The organism is Microtetraspora niveoalba, assembly GCF_001570405.1.
In the GTDB taxonomy this organism is placed as follows: Bacteria; Actinomycetota; Actinomycetes; order Streptosporangiales; family Streptosporangiaceae; genus Microtetraspora; species Microtetraspora niveoalba.
This window is the reverse complement of sequence record NZ_BBYM01000013.1, coordinates 114,912-137,181: the sequence shown is the minus strand read 5'-3', so window position 1 is coordinate 137,181 and position 22,270 is coordinate 114,912. Positions and strand designations below refer to the sequence as shown.

Below are 22,270 nucleotides of genomic sequence, written 5' to 3'. Positions count from 1 at the left end.
CTCCCGATCGGGCTTTACCGCGGGCGCGCCGTCGCGCTGCCCGCACGATCCTGACCTGCGGAGGGCCACAGCGATCAGACACCCACCCGCGCGCGCTATTTGTCGTACGACGTACCGTATAGTGTACGGTAGCCTCTCGGTGAGAGACGTGAGAGGAAGTGGGGCTGGTTTGGGCGACTTCGCGATAGTCGCGAAAGGACTCCGCAAGCTGTACGGCGGCAAGCCGGCGCTCGACGGGCTGAACCTGCGGGTGCCGCAGGGCACCGTGCGCGGCCTGCTCGGCCCGAACGGCGCGGGCAAGACCACGACGGTCCGGATCCTGGCGACGCTGCTGCGCTTCGACGGCGGACGCGCCGAGGTGGCCGGCCACGACGTGGCCACACAGGCGGCGCTGGTCCGCCGCCGGATCGGCCTGGTCGGCCAGAACGCCGCGGTGGACGAGGTCCTGAGCGGGCGGCAGAACCTGGTGCTGTTCGGCAGGCTCTTCCATCTGGACGGCGGGCGGGCCCGGCGGCGCGCCGACGAGCTGCTCGAACAGTTCGGCCTGGACGACACCGGGTCCCAGCCGGTGAGGACCTACTCGGGCGGCATGCGGCGCCGCCTGGACCTGGCGGCGAGCATGATCCTCACGCCGTCGGTGCTGTTCCTCGACGAGCCCACCGTCGGGCTCGACCCCCGGGGCCGCAACGAGGTGTGGGAGGCCGTGCGGTCGCTGGTGCGCGCGGGCACGACCGTGCTGCTCACCACCCAGTACCTCGAGGAGGCCGACCGGCTCTCCGACCGGATCTCGATCGCCGACACCGGCAAGGTCATCGCGGAGGGCACGCCGGACGAGCTCAAGTCCACGATCGGCGGAGACCGGATCGACGTGGTCGTCCGCGACCCGCGCGACCTGCCGAGGGCGGCGGCCGCCGTCGCCCGCGTTTCAGGGGGCGAGCCGACGCTGGACGACGACAGGCGGATGCTCAGCGTCCAGGTGCGGGGCCGGGTGGGAACGCTGGCGGAGACGATCCGGACGCTGGACGCGGCCGGGCTCGGCGTCGAGGACATCGCGCTGCGGCGCCCGACCCTGGACGAGGTGTTCCTCCACCTGACCGGCCGCCGTACCCAGAGCGCGGACGGCGCCGGGGGCGAAGAGAAGGCCGGGAAAGGCGGGACGGGACGGAAGGGGGCCGCCGGCACCGGGGACGGCGCCCGCACGGAGCAGGAGGTGGAGGCATGACCATCGGGACCCTCACGCCGGGATCGGTGCCCGCCCGGTCCGGCGGGCTCCGCTGGACGCTGGCCGACGGCTGGACGCTGACGCGGCGCAGCCTCTCCCACTGGGTCCGCGACCCCGGCCCGCTGATCGCGTCGCTGGCCTTCAACGTCCTGATCGTGTTGATGTTCACCTACCTGTTCGGCGGGCAGATGCGCCTGCCCGGCGGCGGGGACTACCACGAGTTCCTGATGCCGGGCATGTTCGCGATGACCATGTTGTTCGGCATCAGCCTCACCACGGCCGCGGTCGCCGCCGACATGGAACGCGGCGTCACCGACAGGTTCCGCTCGATGCCGATGGCGTCCATGTCGCCGCTGATCGGCCGGGCGGCCGCGGACATGCTGTTCGCGCTGGTCACGCTGGTGGTCATGATGCTGTGCGGCCTGGCCGTCGGCTGGCGGCCGGGCGCGGACGCGGGCCGGATCCTGGCGGCGGCCGGCCTCATCCTGCTGCTGCGGTTCGCGCTCGTCTGGGTGGGCGTCTACCTCGGGCTGGCCATGAAGGGGAAGGAGGCCGTCGCCGCCGTCCAGACGATGGAGTTCCCGTTCGGGTTCCTGTCCTGCGCGTTCATCGCGCCGAGCACGATGCCCGGCTGGCTGGGGGCGATCGCGGAGTGGAACCCGCTGTCGTCCACGGTCACCGCGGCCCGCGAGCTGCTCGGCAACCCGGGCTGGGGCGGCGACGCGTGGGTGGTGCGGAACGCCATGACGATGGCGGTCGTCTGGCCCGTCGTCCTCATGCTGATCTTCATGCCGCTGGCCGTCGCGAAGTATCGCTCTTTGCGCGCCTGACGAGGCGCCGCGGCCGGTCTCCGGGGGCCGGGCCGGTCTCCGGGGGCCGCGCCGGGAACGCCCCCGGGGAGCGGCACCCCCGCATGCCCGGGTGCCCGCACGTCCGGGCGCCTGTGTCCCAGCGCGTACGCCGGGGTGCCCGCCGGAACCTTGGCGATCCGGGCCGGAAGCCCCGATGGGATACTGAGGGAATGCCTATTGATCGCAGGGAGGCGGCCGATCCGGCCCGGAGCATGGCCCTCCTGTGGCGGACCAAGGAGCCCAAGAGCCGCAAGGGCGGTCCGGATCTCAGCGTCGACCGGATCGTCAGGACGGCGATCGGGATCGCCGACGCGGAGGGCGTCGGTGGGCTGACCATGCGGCAGGTGAGCCAGGCGCTGGGCGTCGGCACGATGTCGATGTACACCTACGTCCCGGGCAAGGCGGAGCTGCTCGACCTCATGACCGACACGGTGTACGGCGAGGTGGAGCTCCCGCCGGACGTGCCCGGCGGCTGGCGGGCGCGGCTGGAGCTCGTCGCGCGCGCGAACCGGGCGCTCTACCGCAGGCACCCGTGGCTCCTCCAGGTCGAGACGGGCCGGCCGGTGCTCGGTCCCAACCTTCTGGCGAAGTACGACTACGAGCTGCGCGCGATCGCCGACATCGGGCTCACCGACGTCGAGATGGACGCGGCGCTCAGCCTGGTGCTCGACGTCGCCAAGAGCGCCGAGCGCGCCGCCGCCGACATGAGGGAGCTGGAACGCGAGACGGGCATGACCGACGGGCAGTGGTGGCAGGCGTACGGGCCGTGGCTGCAGAAGTTCGCCGAGTCGGACAGGTATCCGGTGGCCTCCCGGGTCGGCACGGCCGCGAGCGAGGCGCACGGCCGGGCGTACGACCCCGACTACGCCTTCGAGTTCAGCCTCCAGCGGGTCCTCGACGGCCTGGCCGTCGTGGTGGACCAGCGGGCCGGGCCCGGGAGCCGGCCTCTCTGAGCCGGGTGGGACGCCGGCACGGCCCGCGCCGGGTGAACGGCGCGGGCCGCGGTCATCCGGGCCGTAGGGGACGTACGGGTCGTACCGGTCTCAGTCTCAGACCCGGGTGACGCGGACGGCGTCGGCGATGACGTAGCCCGTTCCCGAGGTCCAGCGGCTGACGCCGACGGCGTTGTACGTCCCGGCGTTGAGGGAGAACGTGCCCAGGCTGCGCCACGTGCCGCCGCCGGAGCGCTGGTCGACGAAGACCGTCTGGTTGCCTCCCGATGCCGCCACGATGTACGGCGCCGAGGAGTTGTAGCCGGCGTCGGCCGGGTACCACACCTCGACCCGGTAGGTGCCCGCGCTGGGGACGGCGACCTGGTACCAGGCCGGGTCGCTGGCCGCCACCGGGTTGGCGAAGCGGTAGTCGGCGCCGTAGCGCTGGCCGGAGTAGGACGAGGTGCCCCAGTTGGAGCTCGCCGTGAACTGGGCGCTCGTGTTGTCGATCGTGGCCGACCACGACGGGGTGCCGCCGCCGGTCACGTAGTTCATGTAGGTGTTCCAGTTCCAGTACGAGCCGGGGTCGGTGTGCGTCGCGCCGGGCACCTCGTTGTGCCCGATGATGTGCGAGCGGTCCTTCGGGATGCCGTACTTGTCGCAGATGGCGCGGGTCAGCGCCGCCGACGCGCGGTACATGGCGTCGGTGAACCACGAGGCGTCGCTGATGTAGCCCTCGTGCTCGATGCCGATGGAGCGGGTGTTGTAGGTCCAGTTGCCCGCGTGCCAGGCGATGTCCTTCTCCCGGACCATCTGCGTGATCTCGCCGTTCGACGACTTGACCACGTAGTGGGCCGAGACCTGGGCGCTGGGGTTCTGGAACCACGAGATGCTGCCCGCGTACGAGCCCTGGGTCACGTGGATGACCACGCGGTCGATGGCGTAGCTCGACGGGCGGCTGGAGGCCGTGTAGTTGCTGGAGCTGGCCGCGACCCAGTTCGCGGGCGGGTAGTCGGCGCTGAGCAGGCTCGCCCGGGCGCTCAGGTCACGGGCGTTCGCGTAGTCGCCGCGGTCGGCCGTGACCTCCTGCGGCGCGACCCGGACGCCGCGGGCGTCGATCCCGAGCCCGAGCTGCTCGTACACGGCGTCGGCGTAGAGACGGGCGATCTCCGGCGAGGAGGCGTTGCCGTACCGGGCCACGGCCTGGTACCAGCGGCCCATGTCCTTCCTGGCCGCCTCGTCGAGGCCGAGCTCGTCGGCGTGCGCGCGCAGCACGGCTGCGCCGCCCATGATGTTGGCCGCGGTGTCGGTGCGGAGCTTCTCGGCCGACAGCCCGGTCAGCTCGGCGGCCTTCTCCAGGGCGTGGGTGGTGGGGTTGCTGACCAGGTGCATGACGCCGTAGCCGCCGCTCGCGCTCGGCTTGCCTTCGTGGGCGTCCAGGTGGGTCTCGGCGTACGCGAGCGCGACCAGCAGCTCGCGCGGCACGTCGCGGTCGGCCGCCGCACGGGCGAACGCCGCGGGGAGCGGGGTCTCCCCGGCCGCCGCGGCCGTCGCCGGCTGGCCGGCGAGGACGACGAGGGCGGCGAGGGCGGAGGCGACGAGAGCGGTTAATCGGGCGAAGCGCAGGATCATGAGGGGGGCTCCTGTCAGGGGGTGTCGGCTGCACCGTACGGCAACTCCTGACACGATGTCGATAATTGACATGCGATCTCAGTTAGAAGAAACTTTTCGCCGCCGCCGCCGCCGCCGCCGCGCCGCCACCACCACCGCCGCCGCGCCGCCACCACCACCGCACCGCCGCACCGCCGGCGCCCGCCCTCCCGTCTGACCGCTTCGCCCGTCCTGGCTCGGTCCGCCATCCCCGCCCGCCATCCCCGCCCGCCATCCCCGCCCGCCATCCCTGCCCGGCCATCCCGCCGCGTCGTCCCGGCCCCTTGCCGAGGCCGCCGGGCCGGGGGCGTGCTCGGGAGGCGGCGGGCGCGGCGGTGGGAGCGGCGGTGGGACCGGGTGGGCGCACGAGGTCGGCGGCGGTCACCGGGAATTGGGTCCCCCGATCTTGTGAAGACTATTGCGCAATCCATGCGATTTCTTGAAACTTCTTTTCGTGACCGCGCTCCTGCGTACCCTTCTTGCGGCGCTCACCGCCGTGATCGTCAACCTGGTCATCCCCACCTCAGCCATGGCGGCGGCCTGCGCCACCGACCCCGCCACCCCCAAGCGGCAGCTCCGCGCCATGTGGATCTCCACGGTCGCCAACATCGACTGGCCCAGCCGGACCGGCCTGAGCGCCTCCGCCCAGCAGGCCGAGCTGCGCGCCTGGCTCGACCTGGCCGTCAGCAAGCGCATGAACGCGGTGATGATCCAGGTCAGGCCGACCGCCGACGCCTTCTGGCCCTCGCCGTACGAACCGTGGTCGCAGTGGCTGACCGGCGCCCAGGGCGGCGACCCCGGCTACGACCCGCTGGCGTTCATGGTCGCCGAGGCCCACGCGCGCAACCTGGAGCTGCACGCCTGGTTCAACCCGTACCGGATCGCCAACCACGACGACCCGACCAAGCTGGTGTCCACGCACCCGGCGCGGCAGCACCCCGACTGGCGCTTCGCCTACGGCGGCAAGCTCTACTACAACCCCGGCATCCCTGAGGTCCGCGGCTTCATCGAAGACGCGATCATGGACGCGGTCAGCCGGTACGACATCGACGGCGTCCACCTGGACGACTACTTCTACCCGTATCCGGTGAGCGGCGAGACCATCCCCGACTCCGCCACCTACAGCCGGTACGGCGCGGGTTTCCCGACCATCGCCGACTGGCGCCGTGACAACGTCAACCGGCTCGTGCGCGAGCTGGACGAGCGCGTCCACGCGGCCAAGCCGTACCTCGCGTTCGGCGTCAGCCCGTTCGGCATCTGGCGCAACTCCTCCACCGACCCGCTCGGCTCCCGCACGTCCGGCCTGCAGTCGTACGACGCCATCTACGCCGACAGCAGGCTGTGGGTGAAGCAGGGCTGGGTGGACTACATCGCGCCGCAGATCTACTGGCACATCGGGTACGCCCCCGCCGCCTACGAGGTGCTCACCTCCTGGTGGTCCGACGTCGTCAAGGGGACCGGCGTCGGCCTCGTCGTCGGCCAGGCCGCCTACCGGGCCGGAGCGAGCGGCCAGGACGCCGCCTGGCAGGACCCCGCCGAGCTGAGCGACCACCTCTACGAGAACAGGAAGCACCCCGAGGTGGCCGGCGACGTGTACTTCAGCGCCAAGGACGTCAGGGCGGACCGGATCGGCGCCGTGTCGGCCCTCGTGTCCACCCACTATTCCAAACCGGCGCTCCCGCCCGCCCGGGACGCCGGAAGCGGGCCCTCCGCCCCCTCGATCACCTCGGCCACCCGCGGCTCGAACGGCGTCGCCCTCTCCTGGCAGGCCACCGGTTCGCCGACCTCGTACGCGGTGTACCGGGTGGACGGCACCCCCTCGACGGCGGACCCGTGCTTCTTCGCGGACGCCCGCAACCTGCTCGGGACCACCAGGCAGACGAGCTTCACGGACACCGCGCCCGGGGGCACCACCACCTACTACGTCACCGCGCTCGACCGGTGGCAGCGGGAGAGCGCGCCCAGCGCCGGCAAGCCGGTGACCTCCTCCGGCGCGTTCAGCGTCGTCGTCGACAACGCCGATCCGTCGTTCACCGCCGGTTCCGCCTGGGGCACCTCGGCCTACTCCTCGCAGCTCTACGGCTCCGACTACCGCTTCGCCACGCCGGTGGCCGCCAGCGACCCGGCCTGGTTCACGGCGGCCATCCCCAGCGCGGGCGGCTACCGGGTGGAGGTCTGGTATCCGGCCAACGCCGGCTACAACAGCGCGACGCCGTACATCGTGGCGACGTCGAGCGGCAACCAGACCGTCGCGGTGGACCAGCGCACGGGCGGCGGCCAGTGGCGCACGCTCGGCACGTTCACGCTCGCGGCCGGGACGTACAAGGTGGTGGGCGTGAGCCGATGGACCTCCACCACGGGCTACGTCATCGCCGACGCCGTCCGCATCACCAAGATCTGACGGTCGTGCGTCCCCCGGCCGCACGATCCGGACGGGGGACCGCCCTCGCCGCGGCGGCGGCTCGCGGCTCCCGGCGGGAGGGCTGAAGATCATTCCGCTAGGAGGTCAAGACGCGGTGATGTTAGCGTGATCGTCGTCCGTTTCCGCTCGCCGGCGATGGTTCGACGACCGTCTCCCCAACAGTCAGGCGAGAACCCTTGAAGATCACTCGTTGGGTCGCGGGCGGCATGACCGCGGCCGCCGCCCTCACCCTGGTCTCCGCCGCTCCCGCGGAGGCCCTTCCCCAGGGCTCCTGCGGCAGTCGTACCGCAAGGTGGCCACCTATCCGCTCAGCCAGGGGGCGAAGGACGGGAAGTCGTACGGCACCGTCACGCTCTACCAGAGCCCGACCGCGCACCGGAAATGCGCCATCGCCCGGGTGGCGAGCGCCTACGTCGGCAAGACGAGCTATCTGTACGTCGAGCTGTTCGTGGACAGGAACCGGAACAAGAAGTACGACGACGCCGACATCGGGGTGGCCAGCGGCGCCGAGAGCTACCGGGATGCGGGCCAGTGCTCCGGCCTTCAGGCCGGGGGTGAAGGCCCGCGCGGGAGGGCCGTCAAGGCCCGAGCGTGCCCTAACCCGCAACGTCAGCCGTGTTCGCCCTGCGCGGGTTCGGCAGCTTCCGCGACCGGTACCGGCACCACGGCGGCGACCCTGCGCCCCCGGTTGGTGATGTAGGTGATGCGGCCTCGGACAGCGGCGTCGTTGAGGACGTCCGCGAACTGCCTGCGCGCGTCGGCGACGCTCATCTCTTCCGACTCCATACAGGTCAGCGTACATGGACGCACCTTCATGTACGTGGATGTACAATTGATCTGTGCAGCTCAGATACAACTTCCGCCTCTACCCGACACCTGGTCAGCGCGAGTCGCTGGCACGGGCGTTCGGGTGCGCGCGGGTGGTGTTCAACGACGGGCTGCGCGCACGGCAGATCGCTCGGGAGCAGGGCTTGCCATATCTGTCGGATGGGGACCTGTCCAAGCGGGTCATCACGGAGGCGAAGAAGACCACGGAACGTTCCTGGCTTTCCGAGGTCTCAGCCGTGGTCCTTCAGCAGGCACTCGCGGACCTCAACACCGCATTCCGCAACTTCTTCGCCTCGATCACCGGGAAGCGGAAAGGCCCGAAGGTGGCCCCGCCCCGCTTCCGGTCCCGCAAGGCCAACCGGCAGGCGATCCGCTTCACGAAGAACGCCCGCTTCTCGATCACCACGGGTGGGAAGCTTCGCCTGCCGAAGATCGGGGACGTGGACATCCGCTGGTCTCGCTCCCTGCCCGCCGACCCCAGCTCGGTGACAGTGATCAAGGATGCGGCCGGACGGTACTTCGCCTCGTTCGTGGTCGAAACGGCAGACGCACCGCTCCCCGAAGCCGCGTCCGAGGTCGGCATCGACCTCGGACTCACGCACTTCGCCGTCACCTCCGACGGCCGGAAGGTGGACAACCCGCGTTTCCTCCGCCGGGCCGAACGACGCCTCCGCAAGGCACAGCAGGATCTCAGCCGCAAGGCGAATGGGTCGAACAACCGCAAGAAAGCCGTCGTGAAGGTCGCCAAGGCGCACGCCAAGGTGGCCGATGCGCGCCGCGACTGGGCACACAAGCTCTCCACTCAGATCATCCGCGAGAACCAAGCGGTGTATGTGGAGAACCTTGCCGTGTCCGGTCTCGGACGCACCCGCCTCGCGAAGTCCGTTCACGACGCGGGATGGTCGCAGTTCGTGACCATGCTGGAGTACAAGGCGGCCCGGCACGGCCGCCACTTCGCCAAGATCGACCGGTGGTTCCCCAGTTCGAAACTCTGCTCAGCGTGCGGGGCGCTCGCCGAGTCGATGCCGCTGAACGTTCGGTCGTGGGAATGCCCGTGTGGCGCGGTCCACGACCGGGATGTCAACGCCGCGAAGAACATCCTCGCCGCCGGACGGGCGGAGAGGCTAAACGCCTGCGGAGGGACCGTAAGACCCGCCGCTTAGCGGAGGGCAGGACCCGGTGAAACAGGTAGCCGCAGAGGTGCCGCACGCGCGGTACGGGCTGAATCCCCAGCCTTCAGGCTGGGGAGCGCGTCAAAAGTGGTTCGCGGGCCCCGTCTTCGCCTCGGCCGACAACCTGTGCGTCCAGATGACCGGGGCGGTCAGGATCGGTTCCAAGCCCCTCGTCCGCGGGGGCACGCCGCAGGGCAAGTGGGCGCACTGCGGCTAGCCGGCCGGCACGGCCGCCGTGGTTCGCGGTCCGGCCCTCCACGTTCGTGATCAACCGATGGCGCCGGCCGGGTGGCTAGGCTGCACTTCATGATCCTGCGCCATGTGACCGTCGACTGTGCCGATCCTTATGAGCTCGCGAAGTTCTGGAGTGCCGTAACCGGATGACCGGTGTCCGACGAGGACGCGCCGGGCGACTCCGAGGTCCTCGTCGAGGCTCCCTCGCCCGTTCCCGGAATGTTGTTCATCCAGGTGCCCGAGGGCAAGACCGTGAAGAACCGGATCCATTTCGACTGGATGCCCACCGAGCGGACCCGCGACGAGGAGGTGGATCGCATCATCGCCTTGGGCGCGAAGCTGTACGAGGACCACCGCACCGCCGAAGGGCTCGGCTGGGTCACCTTGCTCGACCCCGAGGGCAACGAATTCTGCGTCGAGCGGAGCACGGCCGAACGTGGCCTCTGACACTTCGTAGATCGCCGGCTTTCCGGTAGCGGGGCGTGGAGCCGCGCACGGCCACCATGATCATCGAGCGTCGTGCCGACGATCGACCGATCGACGATCGTGCGGTGGCCGTGGGCGGTGGCGTGGCGTCCTCGCGATGGCGGTCGATGCCCGCTGTCAGGCTCCACGGCTGGAGTATCAGCTCCCGCCGTGGAATCCGTGTTGAAATCCGCCGGTTTCCGCCGCTGAAACCTGTCCGGAATTCCTAAGTCACCGCATAAACAACCGTTCTGATATTTCGGGCTTGTCGCCCCCATCGGCGGATGTCTACCTTTGACATCGACTATGACTCGGGGGCGGGTGCGAGGAGACAAGAACGGGGGACGGACGGCGTGCCGGAAGAAATGGTGCCCAACCCCCGCCACGAACAACTCGCGGCGCTTCTCAAGGAAGCGCACAGCCGGTCGCAGGAGGTCGGACAGGCATACCAGCGCGTCCACGCCTCGATGCAGTCGGGAAAGGTCTGGACGGGGCCGACCGCGAAGAAATGGACGGACGAGGTCGCCGAGCGCCACCACCGTCTGGCCCGGGTCGTACGGCAGTTGCTGCAGGCGATCGAAGACGAGCTGCGCCGGCATCCCGCGCTGGTGACGCGGTCCCAGGCCGAGCTCATCCGGCACCAGATCACCGGACGTCCCTGACAACGCCCGGCGACGACCGGCGACGATCCCGAGAAGAGGACCGCGATGGCATCCCCCGCCGGTGACTTCTGCGGCATCGACCCCGCGGCGATGAACGCCATGGCGACCGACCTGCGCCAGGCGGCCGACCGGCTCACCGCCTTCTCCGCCGACTTCGAGGGGCTGCTCCGGGCGAACGGGGTCAGCACCGCGCCCCTGACGCACATAGCCGCCATCGCCGAGTGGGGCAGGAGGCAGGCCCCCATGCTCAGCGACCGGGCCGAGCTGATCAAAGCGCTGAACGGCACCGGTGACGACACCTTCGCCCGCCTGCCCGACGCGCTGGCGAGCTTCTCGGCCGGCCGCGACCTGGCCCTGACGTACGGCACGGGCATCCTCACCAACAAGGGCATCAAGCCGGAGCTGAAGGGCGACCTCGTCCACGAGCACGTCGACGAGCTGGCCCGGCTGGCCGGGGATCCCGCGGCCGCCGCGGCGTTCTTCGCCACACTGCCCGCGGACGTCCGCCACGCCCTGCCCGAACTGCTCGCGGCCACGGGCAGCCCGACCGCCAAGCAGGACCTGGCCGCGTTCAGCGCGGCCCTGGGCGCGGCGCTGCGCGCTCCCGGCGGCATTCCGGCCTTCGAGAAGGTCAAGGCCGACCTGGTGAGCAAGCCCGCCGACCGGGGCGAGGCGTGGAACCGGCTCGCGCTGCTGATCGGAGCGAAGGCGCCGACCGATGTGCGGGTGGCCGCCGCCCGGGCTCTCGCACTCGACGCGTTCGCCGGGAATCCCCGGCAGGACTGGCGCGGCGGCAGCGCGAGCCTGTCCCGGGCGTACGGATACTCCTCCGACGTGGTCGCCCTCGCGCTGGAGGTGCTGGCCGGGGACGGCGCGGCCGCCCGCACGGCCTTCGCGCAGATGGGCGGCGACGGCGTCACGCTCGATCGCGTCGGGAAGATGAAGCTGTTCCTGAACTACGCCAAATCCGTCGGCACGGGCGACGCCGTCGCCGACGCCTTCGGCCACGTGATGGAGGCGGGCAGCGAGGCCGCGACCGAAAAGCCGGGAAAACACTCCGCGCCGGCCGCGGCGTTCGCGCTCGACGCGGTCCTCGCGGCCGGTTCCTTCGGCAAGGACCTGCCCAACACGGCCAGGGACTCGATGGAGGTGATCGGCGAGTCCTACGTCCACGAGCTCGCTTCCGGCGCCCGCTTCGACAAGGCGCTCCACCGGACGTCGGGCATGGCGACACCGGAGAACTGGGTGCCGATCACCGGCGTCACTCCCGCCTTCTACCTGAGCCCGGGGGACACCTACCGCTTCCTCCAGACGTTCGCCGGAGAGGAGCGGCTCACCGACGACTTCGACAAGGCCGCGGCCGGCTTCCGGTACGACGTCCTGACGTCGGCGGCCCGCCTGGACGCCAAGGGAGACAACTACCGCTTCCAACGTGCCAGCCAGATGTTCGGCGATCTCGGCGGGCTCGAGTTCAAGGCGGCGTTGGAGGTGCGGGGTGAGAAGGACGCCACGGACAGCCTGATCCGGGATCTCACGAAGAACACGATGGCCCTGGGCATCGACCGGATCCCCATAGCCGGCCCCATCGTCGGGGTGGGATGGACGCTCGCGAAAACGTACGGAGCGAGCAAGTTGCTGGACAACTGGGCCGCCGGTTTCGAAACCCGCGTCCAGTCGCTGGCCGAGGCCCGGGCCAACTTCACCCTGCGTCAGAAGTACGACATGGCCTACCTGCTGCACGACGCCGGTTATCCCGCGAGCAGGCCCCCGAGTGAGTTGATCAAGGCCAGAACGGGCCACCTCAAGACCTTCGACGAGTTGATGGCGGAGGCCAAGCAGGAGGCCGCCCGTACCGGAAAGAGCTGGGAGAGCGTTCTCCGGGCGAAGCTGACGCCCTACGAGCGATGGATGGACAGGAATGACGCCCTCGATCGGAAGGTCGAGGACGCCGCGGATCACATGGCCAACGAGCAGGCGAAGGAACTCCTCCGCCTATGGGGGTGACGGGGCTATGAGCGGGGGAGGCAGTCGGTCTTCGCGACGAGCCGCCACGTCGGGGACTCCGGTACCAGGATCACCTTGACGGTGATTCCGGGGACGTCCTTCCTGCCCTCGATCAACCGGGCGTCTTCCCAGTCCACCTGGGTGAAGTCATAGGTCACCGTGTAGTGGAGCGCCTGAGACAGCGTGTTCTCCATCAACCGCTGTGCGAGATCGAGACGGCCGTCCACATCCGAAGGCTTGGATCCGTAGTCGGCCGTCGCGTGTAACACCCGCTGGAACTTGCCCTTGTCGCAGGGCAGATCCTTGTCCGGACGCTCCACGATCCGCAGTTTGGTCAGGGGATTCTTGAAAAACCTGTCGGTCTCCAGGCGTTGCGTGTCCTTTCGGAGCTCGGCGGTCGCCGCGGCGAGAGTGGGGCCGGGGCCGCATCCGGAGAGCACTCCGCCGACCAGCAGAACCGCCATCGCCGTCCACGCAACGCGCACGCGCCTACCTCCACCCTGACGGACAGACCTGTCAATCTTGACCCAAAGCGTTGCCTTCCGTCATCCCTTTCTCGCGCCGACCATTCATTCGCTCGCTCTATGGCTTTTGTCGGCGAAAAGGGATCCCGTCGAATGCAATATGTGTCGGCCGTTTTCCGTGTTCCCGAAGGAGCCGGTCCGTACGGTCCCGGGCGCGGCCGACCTTGTGTTTCCGCCGAGGCGATTCCGAGGTGTGCGCCGTCGGGCGGGCCACGCCGTGGCGGGCGTGCGGATGAAACTTTCACGCGAGGTTGACGCGCGTGGCAGCTGCCCACAGGATCATGGTGCTTCCCTGGTCAGGAGGGGGCGTCGAGTGAATGCCGCTACACATGGCGAGGTGTGCCGATGCCCAATGTCCCGTTACGAGTCGCGTCCGCCGTCCTGCTGACGCTGGCCGCGCTGACCGTTCCCCCCGCCCACGCCGAGGAGGCCGCCCCAGTCGCGGTGACCGTCAACGCGCGTGCCGCGCTCGCCGCCGTCCCCGAGACCGCCATCGGAGCCAACCACGCGATCTGGGACAGCCGCCTTGGCACCGACGAGACCGCGGACCGGCTCAAGGACGCGGGTGTGAAGCTGCTGCGCTACCCGGGCGGCTCCTACTCCGACATCTACCACTGGGCCGACCACACCGCTCCCGGCGGCTACGTCGCTCCGGACACCGACTTCGACACCTTCATGCGCGGCGTGCGGCGGACCGGGGCGCAGGCGATGGTGACGGCCAACTACGGCACCGGAACCGCCGAGGAGGCCGCCGCCTGGGTCCGCCACGCCAACGTCACCAAGGGGTACGGCGTCACGTACTGGGAGATCGGCAACGAGAACTACGGCAACGGCCACTACGGCTCCGCCTGGGAGGCGGACGCCCACGCCGACAAGAGCCCGGCGGAGTACGCGCGCAACGTCGTCGCGTACGCCGAGGCGATGAAGGCGGTGGACCCGGCCATCAAGGTGGGCGCGGTGCTCACCACGGCGGCCAACTGGCCCGACGGCCTCGTCGGCGACGGAGACGACGGCACCTGGAACAAGGTCGTCCTCTCGATCGCCGGACCGAAGATCGACTTCGTGATCCTGCACTGGTATCCCGGCGCCCTCGACAAGGCCGCCCACGTCCCCGACATGATCCGTCTCACCCGACGGCAGATCGCCGAGTACGCGGGACCCGGGTCGGACCGGATCGGGATCGCGATGACGGAGTTCAACACCGGGAGCAGCAGCAACGGCACGAACACCCAGCCCGGCGCGCTCGCGGCCGCCGACGCCTACGCGACGCTGCTCGCGAACGGGGTGTTCACGGTCGACTGGTGGAACGTCCACAACGGCATCGGCGCCGTCACGCAGGTCGAGGGCCACACCGACTACGGCGACTTCGGCCTGCTGTCCAGCGCCGCGTGCACCTCCGCCGGCGACGTCTGCGAGCCGCCGGCGAACACGCCCTTCGCGCCGTACTACGCGCTGCAGATGATGAGCCGGTTCGCCCGTCCGGGAGACCGGTTCGTCGCGGCCGCGACCGACGAGCCGAAGGTCGCCGCGCACGCGGTCCGCCGTCCCGGCGGCGATCTCGCCGTCATGCTGATCAACACCTCGTCCGACACGTCCTACCCCGTCACGATCGGCTACTCCGGCTTCAGCCCGGCCTCCGGCGCGCCCACCGTGCTGACCCACACCAACGGCGCCACGGGCATCACCGGCTCGACCGCCGGGAGCGCGACCGGCCAGACGCTGCCGCCGCTGTCGCTGACCACGATCGTCGTGCGTCCCGCCGCGGCCCAGGAGGGCCTCCCGGGAGCGCCGGGGCAGCCGGCCGTCTCGAACGTGACGGACACGGCCGCCACGATCTCCTGGCCCGCCGCCTCCGCCGGGACCCGCCCGATCGTGAAGTACGAGGTCCACCGCAACGACGGGGCCGCCGGCGAGCAGCTCGGCGAGACCGCCGGCACGTCTTTCCGCGTCGCCAACCTCACCCCGGGCACGCGCCACACCGTCAACGTGGTCGCCCGGGACGGCGCCGGCGGCGTCTCGCCCGCCTCGCCGCCGCTCACGTTCACGACCGGCACGCCCGCCTCCGGCTCCTGCGCCGTACGGCTGACCGACCAGTCCGACTGGGGCAACGGCTACGTCGGCGCCATCGAGATCACGAACAACGGCGCGCCGGTCAACGGCTGGACCCTGCACTTCAGGTGGCCCAGGCCCTGGCAGAGCCTGGGCAGCGGCTGGAGCGCCGTCTGGACGCAGGAGGGCTCGGAGGTCACGGTCGTGAACGAGCCCGGCGGCGGCTCGCTGGCCACCGGCGCCTCGACCACGGTCGGCTTCGTCGGAAACTACAGCGGTCCGAACGTGCTCCCCGCCGTCTTCACCCTCAACGGAGCCGTCTGCACGACGCGGTGACACCCCCGGAGGCTCCCTTCGGCCCGCCTCACGCCCGGCCGAAGGGAGCGCCCGGCCGGGCGCGCCGGTCGTGCGCCGGGGCCGGGTACGCCCGTGTCAGCGCAGCCAGGTCTGGGATCGGGGGCTTTCCGGCCGGACGCCGGGGTTGGGGTCGCTAACCGGCCTGCGGCTCGGCGAAGGCGAGCGCGCGCGCCGGGTTCTCCACCATGATCGTGTGGATCGCCTCCTCGCTCACGCCGAGGCGGCGCAGGGCGGGCAGGAAGTGCCGGTGGATGTAGTCGTACCCCTTGCCGCCGTACCTCTTGAGCTGGATCTTCTGGCAGACGTCGTGGCCGAGCACGATCTGGCGGGCGTGACCCCGCTCGATCAGGTCCGCGATGCCCCGGACCACCTTGTGGTCGCTCATGAGGACGAGGTGGCCCCACGGGCTCCCGGGCGAGGCGAGGAAGTCGAACTCGACGAAGACGCCGCGGGCGAGGAGCCGCTCGGCGAACGGCGCGTCCGCGAGGACGTCCGCCGCGTGCCCCATGACGACGTTCGACGGGGCGACGCCCTCCTCGTCCAGGATGTCGAGGACCCGGAACTTCTCCTCGCCCACGCCGCCGACGTGGAACGTGACGGGAGCGCCGGTGATCCTGCTCGCGCGCCCGCTCGCCCGCACGCTCTTCAGCTCGTCGCCGGTCAGCGGCGCCGACTCCGCGCCGACCTCGCCGATGACGCCCGAGCGCACGCCGGTACCGTCGGCGCCCACGGCGATGTCGCGCACGATGACGTCGGCGAGGTCGTCGACGGTGCGCTCGCCCATGTCCTCCGGGTGGAAGGCCGGGGTGTACCAGCCTCCGCCCATCACGATGTTGAGCCCGCTCGCCCGGGAGAGCCGCGAAAGCGCCTCGGGGTCCCGGCCGAGGCCGATGGGGGAGACCTCGACGATCGTGCGTCCACCGCTGTGGGCGAAGGCCGCCACCTCCGCGAGCATCTCGTCGAAGTCGCCCATCACGTCGTTGTCGGCGTTCGGGCTCCCGTGGCGTACACGTGCGAGGTTCGCGAGCGTGAGCGGCTCGGCGGCCTCGGGGGCGTCCTCGCCGGGGCGGTGGAACCGCGGCGGCCGCCGCAGGTCGACGAAGACGTGCTCGTGCATGAGCGTTTCCCCGAGCGTCGCCGGGTCCACCGGGCCCGTCACGGTGAGAGCCTTGCCGGCGATGTCGGGGATCTCGAAGGGGTAGCGGCTCACGAGTCTGCCTTCGGGGTGGTCGGGACGGCGAGGAGACGACGCGGGTTCCGGACGGTGACGCGCTCGACGAGGGCGTCGTCGGCTCCGAGCATCCTCAGGTACGGGACGAACTGCCGGAGGACGAAGCCGTAGCCGCCGCCCCCGTAGGCGAGGAGCTGCGACTTGGCGGAGACGCCCTGCGACAGGAGGATCCGCTCGGCGTGGCCCCTGCGGGCGAGTTCGAGCACGGCCAGGGCGACGTCCTGGTCGTCGGACACGCTGAGCACCGAGGGAAGCCGGCCGAGCCGGTCGAACCGCACGAAGACCCCGCGTTCGAGGAGCGGTTCGAGGTCGTCGGGGCGCGGGGCGAGCGCGTCGCAGTTCCCGACGGCGACACGGGCGAGGTCCGCGCCCTCCTCGGCGAGCAGGTCGAGCACGCGCCGCTGGGTGGCGGCGTCGCCGGAACGGCGGAGCGAGATCGAAGCGCCGGTCGCCGCCGACGCCCGCGCCGCCGCGACGAGGACGGCGCGCTCGGACGGCTCGCCGGGGTCGAGCGCCGCGATCTCGCCGATGACGCCGGCGCGCACCCCGTCCACGCCCTCGGTGAGGTCCCGGACGATCTCCTCCGTGAGGCTCTCGGCGTCGCGGCCGGCGAGCCCCCCGGCCCGGGCGGGGTGGTGCCACCCCGCGCCCATGACGACGGCGAGGCCGGTCGCCTCGGCGATCCGGCGCAGGGCGGCCGGATCGCGGCCGAGACCGGCGGTGGTGGCGTCCACCAGCGTGCCGCCGCCGGCCTCCTTGAACGCGGCCGCCTCGCGCACGGCGAGGTCCTCGTCCCCGAGCAGCCAGTCGTCCCTGTTGGGCGTGCCCATCGCGACCTCGCCGAGCAGGTCCATGGTGAGCGGCGCGCGGTAGAGGCGGAGGCGGCTCGCGGCGGTGGGGCGGGTGACGCCCACCGCCGCCCAGGACTCGGCGGTGTCGCGGGGCGGGGCGAAGTCGCTCAGCAGGTGCTCGTGGGGGAGCACCGCGCCGAGCGTGTCCGCCGCGACCTCGCCGGTGACGGTGACGACGGTTTCCCGCGACGCCCGCCCGGTCGAGTCTCCGGTGGACACACGATCGATAAAGTCCATAAGACAACATATCGTATAAGATTTCCCGCCCCGGGCGGTCCTCCGCGGTCGCCTCCGGGGACGCCGGCCACTCCCGGGGGAAGGCGCAGGAGCCGTCCGCGTCCTGGCCGGGAACGTGCGGGCCGGTGATCATCTGCTGGTTCCCGCGACGTCGTGGGACGTCCGTGACGCCCACGGCCTGGGGGAGGCCGGGAGGCGGCGGAGCGCGGCCCACGCGGCGTACGCGTCGCACCAAGGGGAGGCAGGGAGTGGGTCGAGCGACGGTAAAAGGTCGGGTTTCCCGTCTTACGCCGCGAGGAAAGGGGGACATATTAAATCAATCGCTTGACTTAACTTGACCGGCCGGGTCGACGACCGCGCGCCGGCGTCGAAGGAGGTGTCCGGTGAGCCGAGGCCACGACGAGCCGATCCTGAGCTACCCGATGCGGAGCGAGACGGCGCTGGAGCCGCCCGCCGAGTGGGCCCGGCTGCGGCGGGAGTGCCCGGTCGCGCGGGTGCGGCTGCCCAGCGGGGACGAGGCGCTGCTGCTGACCCGCTACCAGGACGTCAAGCAGGCGCTGTCCGACCCGCGCTTCACCCGGCAGCTCAGCGCGGACGACGCGGCCCGGATCTCCGACAACGAGTCGGGCGGGGTGTTCAACAACGACATGGCGACGACCCTCCCCCAGGACGGCGACGGGCATCGGCGGTGGCGGCGCCTGGTCGCCAAATGGTTCACCGCCAAGCGGATGGCCGCCCTCCGTCCGCGGATGGAGGAGATGGCCGACCGGCTCGTCGACGACATGGTCAAGACGGGACATCCGGCCGATCTCAGGGCGGGCCTGGGTTTCCCGTTCCCGGTGTACGTGATCTGCGACCTGCTCGGGGTGCCGGCCGCCGACCGGGACCGGTTCGCCTACTGGTCCGACACGCTGCTCAACCTGACCCGGTACGGCCAGGAGGAGATCGACGCGGCGCAGGCCGAGTTCATCGGCTACATGGCCGCGCACGTCGCCGCCAAGCGGGCGGAGCCCGGCGAGGACCTGATCAGCGAGCTGATGGTCGGCACGGACGCCGATGGCGAAGGGTTGTCCGAGGACGAGCTGGTGATCACCGGGATGGCGTTGCTGGTCGCCGGGCACGAGACCACCGCCAACATGATCGGAAAGATGGTCGGCATGCTGCTGGCCGACCGGCGGCGCTGGGAGTCGCTGCTCGCGGATCCGTCGCTGGTGCGTACGGCGGTCGAGGAGGCGCTGCGGTTCGACGCCAACCCGGGGTTCGGCATGCCGCGCTACCTCGGCGAGGAGGCCGAGCTCGGGGGCACGTCCCTGCCGGCCGGCACGACCGTCGTGTGCAGCATGGCCGCGGCCAACCGGGACGAGACCGCGTTCGAGAACGCCGGCGAGATGGATCTGGGCCGTACCCCGAACCCGCACCTGGCCTTCGGCTCCGGGGCGCACTCGTGCCTGGGGCAGGCGCTGGCGCGCACCGAGCTGCAGGTCGTGCTGGAGGTGCTGCTGCGCAGGCTCCCGTCCCTGGAGCTCGCCGTCGCGCCGGAGGACCTGCTCCCTGTGGACGGGCTGATCGTCGGCGGGCTGCGGGAAGTCCCGGTGCGGTGGTGAGCATGGCCCTGCGGGCCGAGAGGGTCAGCGCGACCCGGGAGCAGATCCTGACGGCGGCGGAGCGGCTGTTCGCCGAGCAGGGGGTGTTCGCCGTGTCCAACCGCCGGATCAGCGAGGCGGCGGGCCAGGGCAACAACACCGCGGTCGGCTACCACTTCGGCGCCAAAGCCGACCTGGTGCGCGCGATCGTGCACAAGCACGCCGAGCGGATGGACCTCATCCGCCGGCGGATGCTGGCCGAGACGGCCGGCTCCGCCGACGTGCGGGACTGGGTGGCCTGCCTGGTGCGCCCGTTCACCGAACATCTGGCCGCCATGGGCAACCCCACCTGGTTCGCCCGGTTCGGCGCCCAGGTGATGACGGACCCCGCGCTGCGCGAAATCATGATCGAGGAGGCGCTCGCCTCGCCCACGCTCATCCGCGTCGTCGACGGGCTGAACCGGTGCCTTCCCGGCCTGCCGGGCGAGGTACGGGCCGAGCGCGGCGAGATGACGAGCCAGCTCATGATGCACGGGTGCGCCGAGCGCGAGCGCGCCCTGGCCGAGGGCCGGCCCACCCCCCGGGCGAGCTGGCACGACGCCGCCACCGGCCTGATCGACGCCATCACCGGCCTGTGGACGGCGCCCGTCACGCACGTCGAAGGGAAGCGGAGAGGAACCCCATAATGAAGATCAGCGTGGACGAGACCAGGTGCTGCGGCGCGGGCCAATGCGTGCTGCTCGCACCCGAGGTGTTCGACCAGCGCGAGGACGACGGCGTCGTGGCGCTGCTGGACGCGGAGCCCGCCGAGCGTCTCCACCCGGTGGTGCGCGAAGCCGCCGCCGTCTGCCCCACCTCCGCCATCGAACTGCACGAGAACGACTGACCCCGCCACCCCGGGCGCGACCCCGGGGCCCGGGACGGAACGCGGCCGGCGGAACCCCCGCCGGCCGCTCAGGTTGATTTCAGATCCGCCGACCTACGCTCCTCCCGGCGGTCTGGAGAGGCCGGACCGCCACGCGGTTCCGGTCATCTCCAGGGCGCACGCGGCGTTCGCTCACGCCCCCCGCGTCCGCACCTGGGCACGGGGAGGGGAAATGACGAAGCTTCCGCGGATCACCCTGGCCTTCTGGATCATGAAGATCGCGGCGACGACCCTGGGGGAGACGGGTGGCGACCTGCTCGCGGCGATCCTCGCGGCCCGATACCTCACCCGGGTCTCCGTCACGCTGCTGTTCTGGACGGCGTTCGTCCTGACCCGCCCGCTCGGCGCCACCGTCGGCGACTTCTTCAGCAAGCCCGTCGCCAAGGGCGGGCTCGGGTACGGGACGATCGGCTCCTCGCTGGTGCTCGCCGGGGTCCTGGCCGCGCTGATCGCGTACACGATGTGGCAGGGGCAGCGGACGACGACACCGCTGTCCGACGCGGGGTGACCGCCGGCCTCGCCGAGACGCGTCCCGCCCGCGAAAGGAGCCCGTCCCCGGCGAACGTCACCCGGCGGGCAGCCGGACCACGAACCGGGCGCCCTCCGCGCCCGGGGCCAGGTGCACGTCACCCCCGGCCACCCGCGCCAGGCGCCGGGCGAGGGCGAGACCGAGACCCGCGCCGTCGTGCCCGTCGGCGGGATCCGCGCGCCGGCCCGGCTCGAAGACGGCCGCGCCCACCTCGGCGGGCACCCCGGGCCCGTCGTCGGCGACGGCGACCTCGACACCGCCGCCGGGAACCCGCGCGCACTCGATCGCGATCGTCCGTACGGCGTAGCGGCGGGCGTTGTCCAGCAGCGGCGTCAGGACACGCTCCGCGACGGCCGCGGCGACCCCGGCGGTCACCGCGGAGCCGCGTACGACCACGGGGGCCGCCTCCGGATGCTCCTCGGCGCTGCGCCGGGCCAGGTCGTGCGCGAGGTCGAGCACCGCGCACCGCCCCGGCACCGGCGCCGACCGGGTCCGCGCCTCGGAGAGCAGGGTCTCGCAGATGCTCCGCATCGTCGCCGCCGCGGACGCGATCACCTCGTGGGACGCCCGCCGCTCGGCCGCGTTCCCAGGCCGCGCGGTGGAGCGAGCGCGGCGCGGCCGAGCGGTTCGGCACGGCGGGCCGGCTATCGCCCGCCTCCGGAGCGTCACCGCGCCGGCGGGGCCCGGCGTTCAGGTCGCGTTCAGGTCAGTACGGCTCGGCGCGGCGGCGCGGCTCTCCCCGAAGGGGGAGCTCACGCGTCGTCGCCCGCGTCGCGCGACCCCCGTCGACGCCTCCGGCCCGGAGGCGCGGCGGAGAGCGGCGCCCGGCCGAACCGGCCGCCGACGCCGTCGCGCAGCGCGATGACGGCCGAGGTCCCTGCCGCGGCGGCCGGCAGCGCGCCGATCACGTCGGTGGGGTAGTGGACGCCGAGGTAGACGCGCGCGAACGCCTGCGCGGCCACGAGAACGGCGCCGACGCACACGACGAGCCGGAACCGCCGGGTGCCGGCGGCGAGGAAGCAGGCGGCGATGACCAGCGAGAGCGTCAGGGTGACATGCCCGCTGGGAAAGCTGTCGTGACCGGTCATGTGAAGGAGCTGGCCCGACAGGGGCGGGCGGGGCCGGGCGATGATCCGCTTGAGGACCGAGCCGGTGGTCCAGCCGATCGTGACCATCGCCGTGACGAGCACCGCCGTGCGGGCGCGTCCCATCGCGGCGAGCACGACCGCCAGCGCCGCGATGATCATGATGCCCGCCAGGGGGCGGAAGGCGATGTCGAGGCCGTCCGCGATCGCCGTCAGGACGGGGGAGCGCAGCGTCCCGACGGCTTCGTCGGCGCGCAGGTCGTGCTCGGTGACCAGCGGTGTCCTCGCGACGACCCCGAGCGCGCCGCTCACGGCGACGAGGAGCGCGGGCAGGCGCAGACGCTTCCAGACCACGGAACTCCTTGAGGATCGGGGCACCCCGCCGGCGGCGGCGCCGGCCGAGGCGGCGAAGACGGCCAGAGCAAGATCGTTCTTGCCGCCGGCCGGTGGACCGCTG

The 22,270-nt window shown here is 71.5% G+C and carries 22 protein-coding genes; 15 read left to right on the top strand and 7 right to left on the bottom strand.

Going from position 1 to position 22,270, the window contains the following annotated elements; all coding sequences use genetic code 11:
* Positions 1–169 precede the first annotated feature (169 nt).
* The 3 genes from AWQ70_RS13925 to AWQ70_RS13915 all read left to right on the top strand — a co-directional run bounded on the left by AWQ70_RS13925 (position 170) and on the right by AWQ70_RS13915 (position 3,026).
* A complete protein-coding gene (locus AWQ70_RS13925; protein WP_067175355.1) occupies positions 170–1,222 on the top strand; it encodes an ATP-binding cassette domain-containing protein in 1,053 nt (350 codons plus the stop codon).
* Complete coding sequence (locus AWQ70_RS13920) at positions 1,219–2,052, top strand: ABC transporter permease (RefSeq protein WP_067175352.1); 834 nt, start codon at positions 1,219–1,221, stop codon at positions 2,050–2,052. The genes AWQ70_RS13925 and AWQ70_RS13920 overlap by 4 nt, the downstream gene beginning before the upstream one ends.
* Positions 2,053–2,243: 191 nt before the next feature.
* Positions 2,244–3,026 (top strand): TetR/AcrR family transcriptional regulator, encoded by a 783-nt coding sequence (locus tag AWQ70_RS13915; protein WP_067175347.1) that lies wholly within the window; start codon positions 2,244–2,246, stop codon positions 3,024–3,026.
* A gap of 96 nt (positions 3,027–3,122) precedes the next feature.
* On the opposite strand, the gene AWQ70_RS13910 is transcribed toward AWQ70_RS13915, so the two are convergent.
* A complete protein-coding gene (locus AWQ70_RS13910; protein ID WP_067175344.1) occupies positions 3,123–4,637 on the bottom strand; it encodes a golvesin C-terminal-like domain-containing protein in 1,515 nt (504 codons plus the stop codon).
* 472 nt (positions 4,638–5,109) lie between these two features.
* On the opposite strand from AWQ70_RS13910, the gene AWQ70_RS13905 reads away from it, so the two are divergent.
* Complete coding sequence (locus AWQ70_RS13905) at positions 5,110–7,056, top strand: family 10 glycosylhydrolase (protein ID WP_067175341.1); 1,947 nt, start codon at positions 5,110–5,112, stop codon at positions 7,054–7,056.
* A 313-nt stretch (positions 7,057–7,369) separates the two neighbouring features.
* The gene (locus AWQ70_RS41180) at positions 7,370–7,777 is read left to right on the top strand and encodes a hypothetical protein (protein WP_245646950.1); all 408 of its coding nucleotides are present in this window, start codon (positions 7,370–7,372) and stop codon (positions 7,775–7,777) included.
* Here the strand turns inward: AWQ70_RS41180 and AWQ70_RS42245 are convergent.
* Positions 7,687–7,893 carry a type II toxin-antitoxin system prevent-host-death family antitoxin gene (locus AWQ70_RS42245; RefSeq protein ID WP_306303400.1) on the bottom strand — a complete coding sequence of 69 codons (207 nt, stop codon included), beginning with the start codon at positions 7,891–7,893 and terminating at the stop codon, positions 7,687–7,689. The genes AWQ70_RS41180 and AWQ70_RS42245 overlap by 91 nt on opposite strands.
* Positions 7,894–7,916: 23 nt before the next feature.
* Here AWQ70_RS42245 and AWQ70_RS13900 point away from each other — a divergent pair, with 23 nt between their 5' ends.
* The 5 genes from AWQ70_RS13900 (at position 7,917) to AWQ70_RS13885 (ending at position 12,442) form a co-directional block, all read left to right on the top strand.
* Positions 7,917–9,068, top strand: coding sequence for an RNA-guided endonuclease InsQ/TnpB family protein (locus tag AWQ70_RS13900; protein WP_067175338.1), 1,152 nt, complete (start codon positions 7,917–7,919; stop codon positions 9,066–9,068).
* Between the two features lie 16 nt (positions 9,069–9,084).
* On the top strand, positions 9,085–9,294 hold the full coding sequence (locus tag AWQ70_RS38855; protein WP_157530059.1) for a hypothetical protein: 210 nt from the start codon (positions 9,085–9,087) through the stop codon (positions 9,292–9,294).
* 170 nt (positions 9,295–9,464) lie between these two features.
* Positions 9,465–9,758 (top strand): VOC family protein, encoded by a 294-nt coding sequence (locus AWQ70_RS13895; RefSeq protein ID WP_306303399.1) that lies wholly within the window; start codon positions 9,465–9,467, stop codon positions 9,756–9,758.
* 302 nt (positions 9,759–10,060) lie between these two features.
* The gene (locus AWQ70_RS13890; RefSeq protein ID WP_169808664.1) at positions 10,061–10,438 is read left to right on the top strand and encodes a hypothetical protein; all 378 of its coding nucleotides are present in this window, start codon (positions 10,061–10,063) and stop codon (positions 10,436–10,438) included.
* Positions 10,439–10,483: 45 nt separating this feature from the next.
* On the top strand, positions 10,484–12,442 hold the full coding sequence (locus AWQ70_RS13885) for a hypothetical protein (protein ID WP_067175332.1): 1,959 nt from the start codon (positions 10,484–10,486) through the stop codon (positions 12,440–12,442).
* Between the two features lie 5 nt (positions 12,443–12,447).
* On the opposite strand, the gene AWQ70_RS13880 is transcribed toward AWQ70_RS13885, so the two are convergent.
* Positions 12,448–12,906: a hypothetical protein gene (locus tag AWQ70_RS13880; protein ID WP_067175329.1), complete on the bottom strand. Its 459-nt coding sequence runs from the start codon at positions 12,904–12,906 to the stop codon at positions 12,448–12,450.
* 405 nt (positions 12,907–13,311) lie between these two features.
* Here AWQ70_RS13880 and AWQ70_RS13875 point away from each other — a divergent pair, with 405 nt between their 5' ends.
* Entirely contained in the window at positions 13,312–15,351 is a 2,040-nt protein-coding gene (locus AWQ70_RS13875; protein WP_067175326.1) for a cellulose binding domain-containing protein, read from the top strand.
* Positions 15,352–15,505: 154 nt separating this feature from the next.
* On the opposite strand, the gene AWQ70_RS13870 is transcribed toward AWQ70_RS13875, so the two are convergent.
* Both AWQ70_RS13870 and AWQ70_RS13865 read right to left on the bottom strand, forming a co-directional pair.
* Entirely contained in the window at positions 15,506–16,582 is a 1,077-nt protein-coding gene (locus tag AWQ70_RS13870; protein ID WP_067175323.1) for a phosphotriesterase family protein, read from the bottom strand.
* On the bottom strand, positions 16,579–17,691 hold the full coding sequence (locus AWQ70_RS13865; RefSeq protein ID WP_067175320.1) for a phosphotriesterase family protein: 1,113 nt from the start codon (positions 17,689–17,691) through the stop codon (positions 16,579–16,581). The genes AWQ70_RS13870 and AWQ70_RS13865 overlap by 4 nt, the downstream gene beginning before the upstream one ends.
* Positions 17,692–18,113: 422 nt before the next feature.
* Between AWQ70_RS13865 and AWQ70_RS13860 the strand changes: the two genes are divergently transcribed.
* From AWQ70_RS13860 to AWQ70_RS13845, 4 genes are all read left to right on the top strand, one after another.
* On the top strand, positions 18,114–19,295 hold the full coding sequence (locus AWQ70_RS13860; protein ID WP_067175526.1) for a cytochrome P450: 1,182 nt from the start codon (positions 18,114–18,116) through the stop codon (positions 19,293–19,295).
* A 2-nt stretch (positions 19,296–19,297) separates the two neighbouring features.
* Positions 19,298–19,960 (top strand): TetR/AcrR family transcriptional regulator, encoded by a 663-nt coding sequence (locus AWQ70_RS13855; protein ID WP_067175317.1) that lies wholly within the window; start codon positions 19,298–19,300, stop codon positions 19,958–19,960.
* Entirely contained in the window at positions 19,960–20,160 is a 201-nt protein-coding gene (locus tag AWQ70_RS13850) for a ferredoxin (protein WP_067175314.1), read from the top strand. Before AWQ70_RS13855 ends, AWQ70_RS13850 begins: the two co-directional genes overlap by 1 nt.
* A gap of 211 nt (positions 20,161–20,371) precedes the next feature.
* Positions 20,372–20,707 carry a COG4705 family protein gene (locus tag AWQ70_RS13845; protein ID WP_067175312.1) on the top strand — a complete coding sequence of 112 codons (336 nt, stop codon included), beginning with the start codon at positions 20,372–20,374 and terminating at the stop codon, positions 20,705–20,707.
* A 57-nt stretch (positions 20,708–20,764) separates the two neighbouring features.
* Here the strand turns inward: AWQ70_RS13845 and AWQ70_RS13840 are convergent, their stop codons facing one another.
* On the bottom strand, positions 20,765–21,259 hold the full coding sequence (locus AWQ70_RS13840; protein ID WP_084517017.1) for a sensor histidine kinase: 495 nt from the start codon (positions 21,257–21,259) through the stop codon (positions 20,765–20,767).
* A gap of 221 nt (positions 21,260–21,480) precedes the next feature.
* Positions 21,481–22,167, bottom strand: a complete 687-nt coding sequence (locus AWQ70_RS13835) for a phosphatase PAP2 family protein (protein WP_067175306.1) — start codon at positions 22,165–22,167, stop codon at positions 21,481–21,483.
* Positions 22,168–22,270 lie beyond the last annotated feature (103 nt).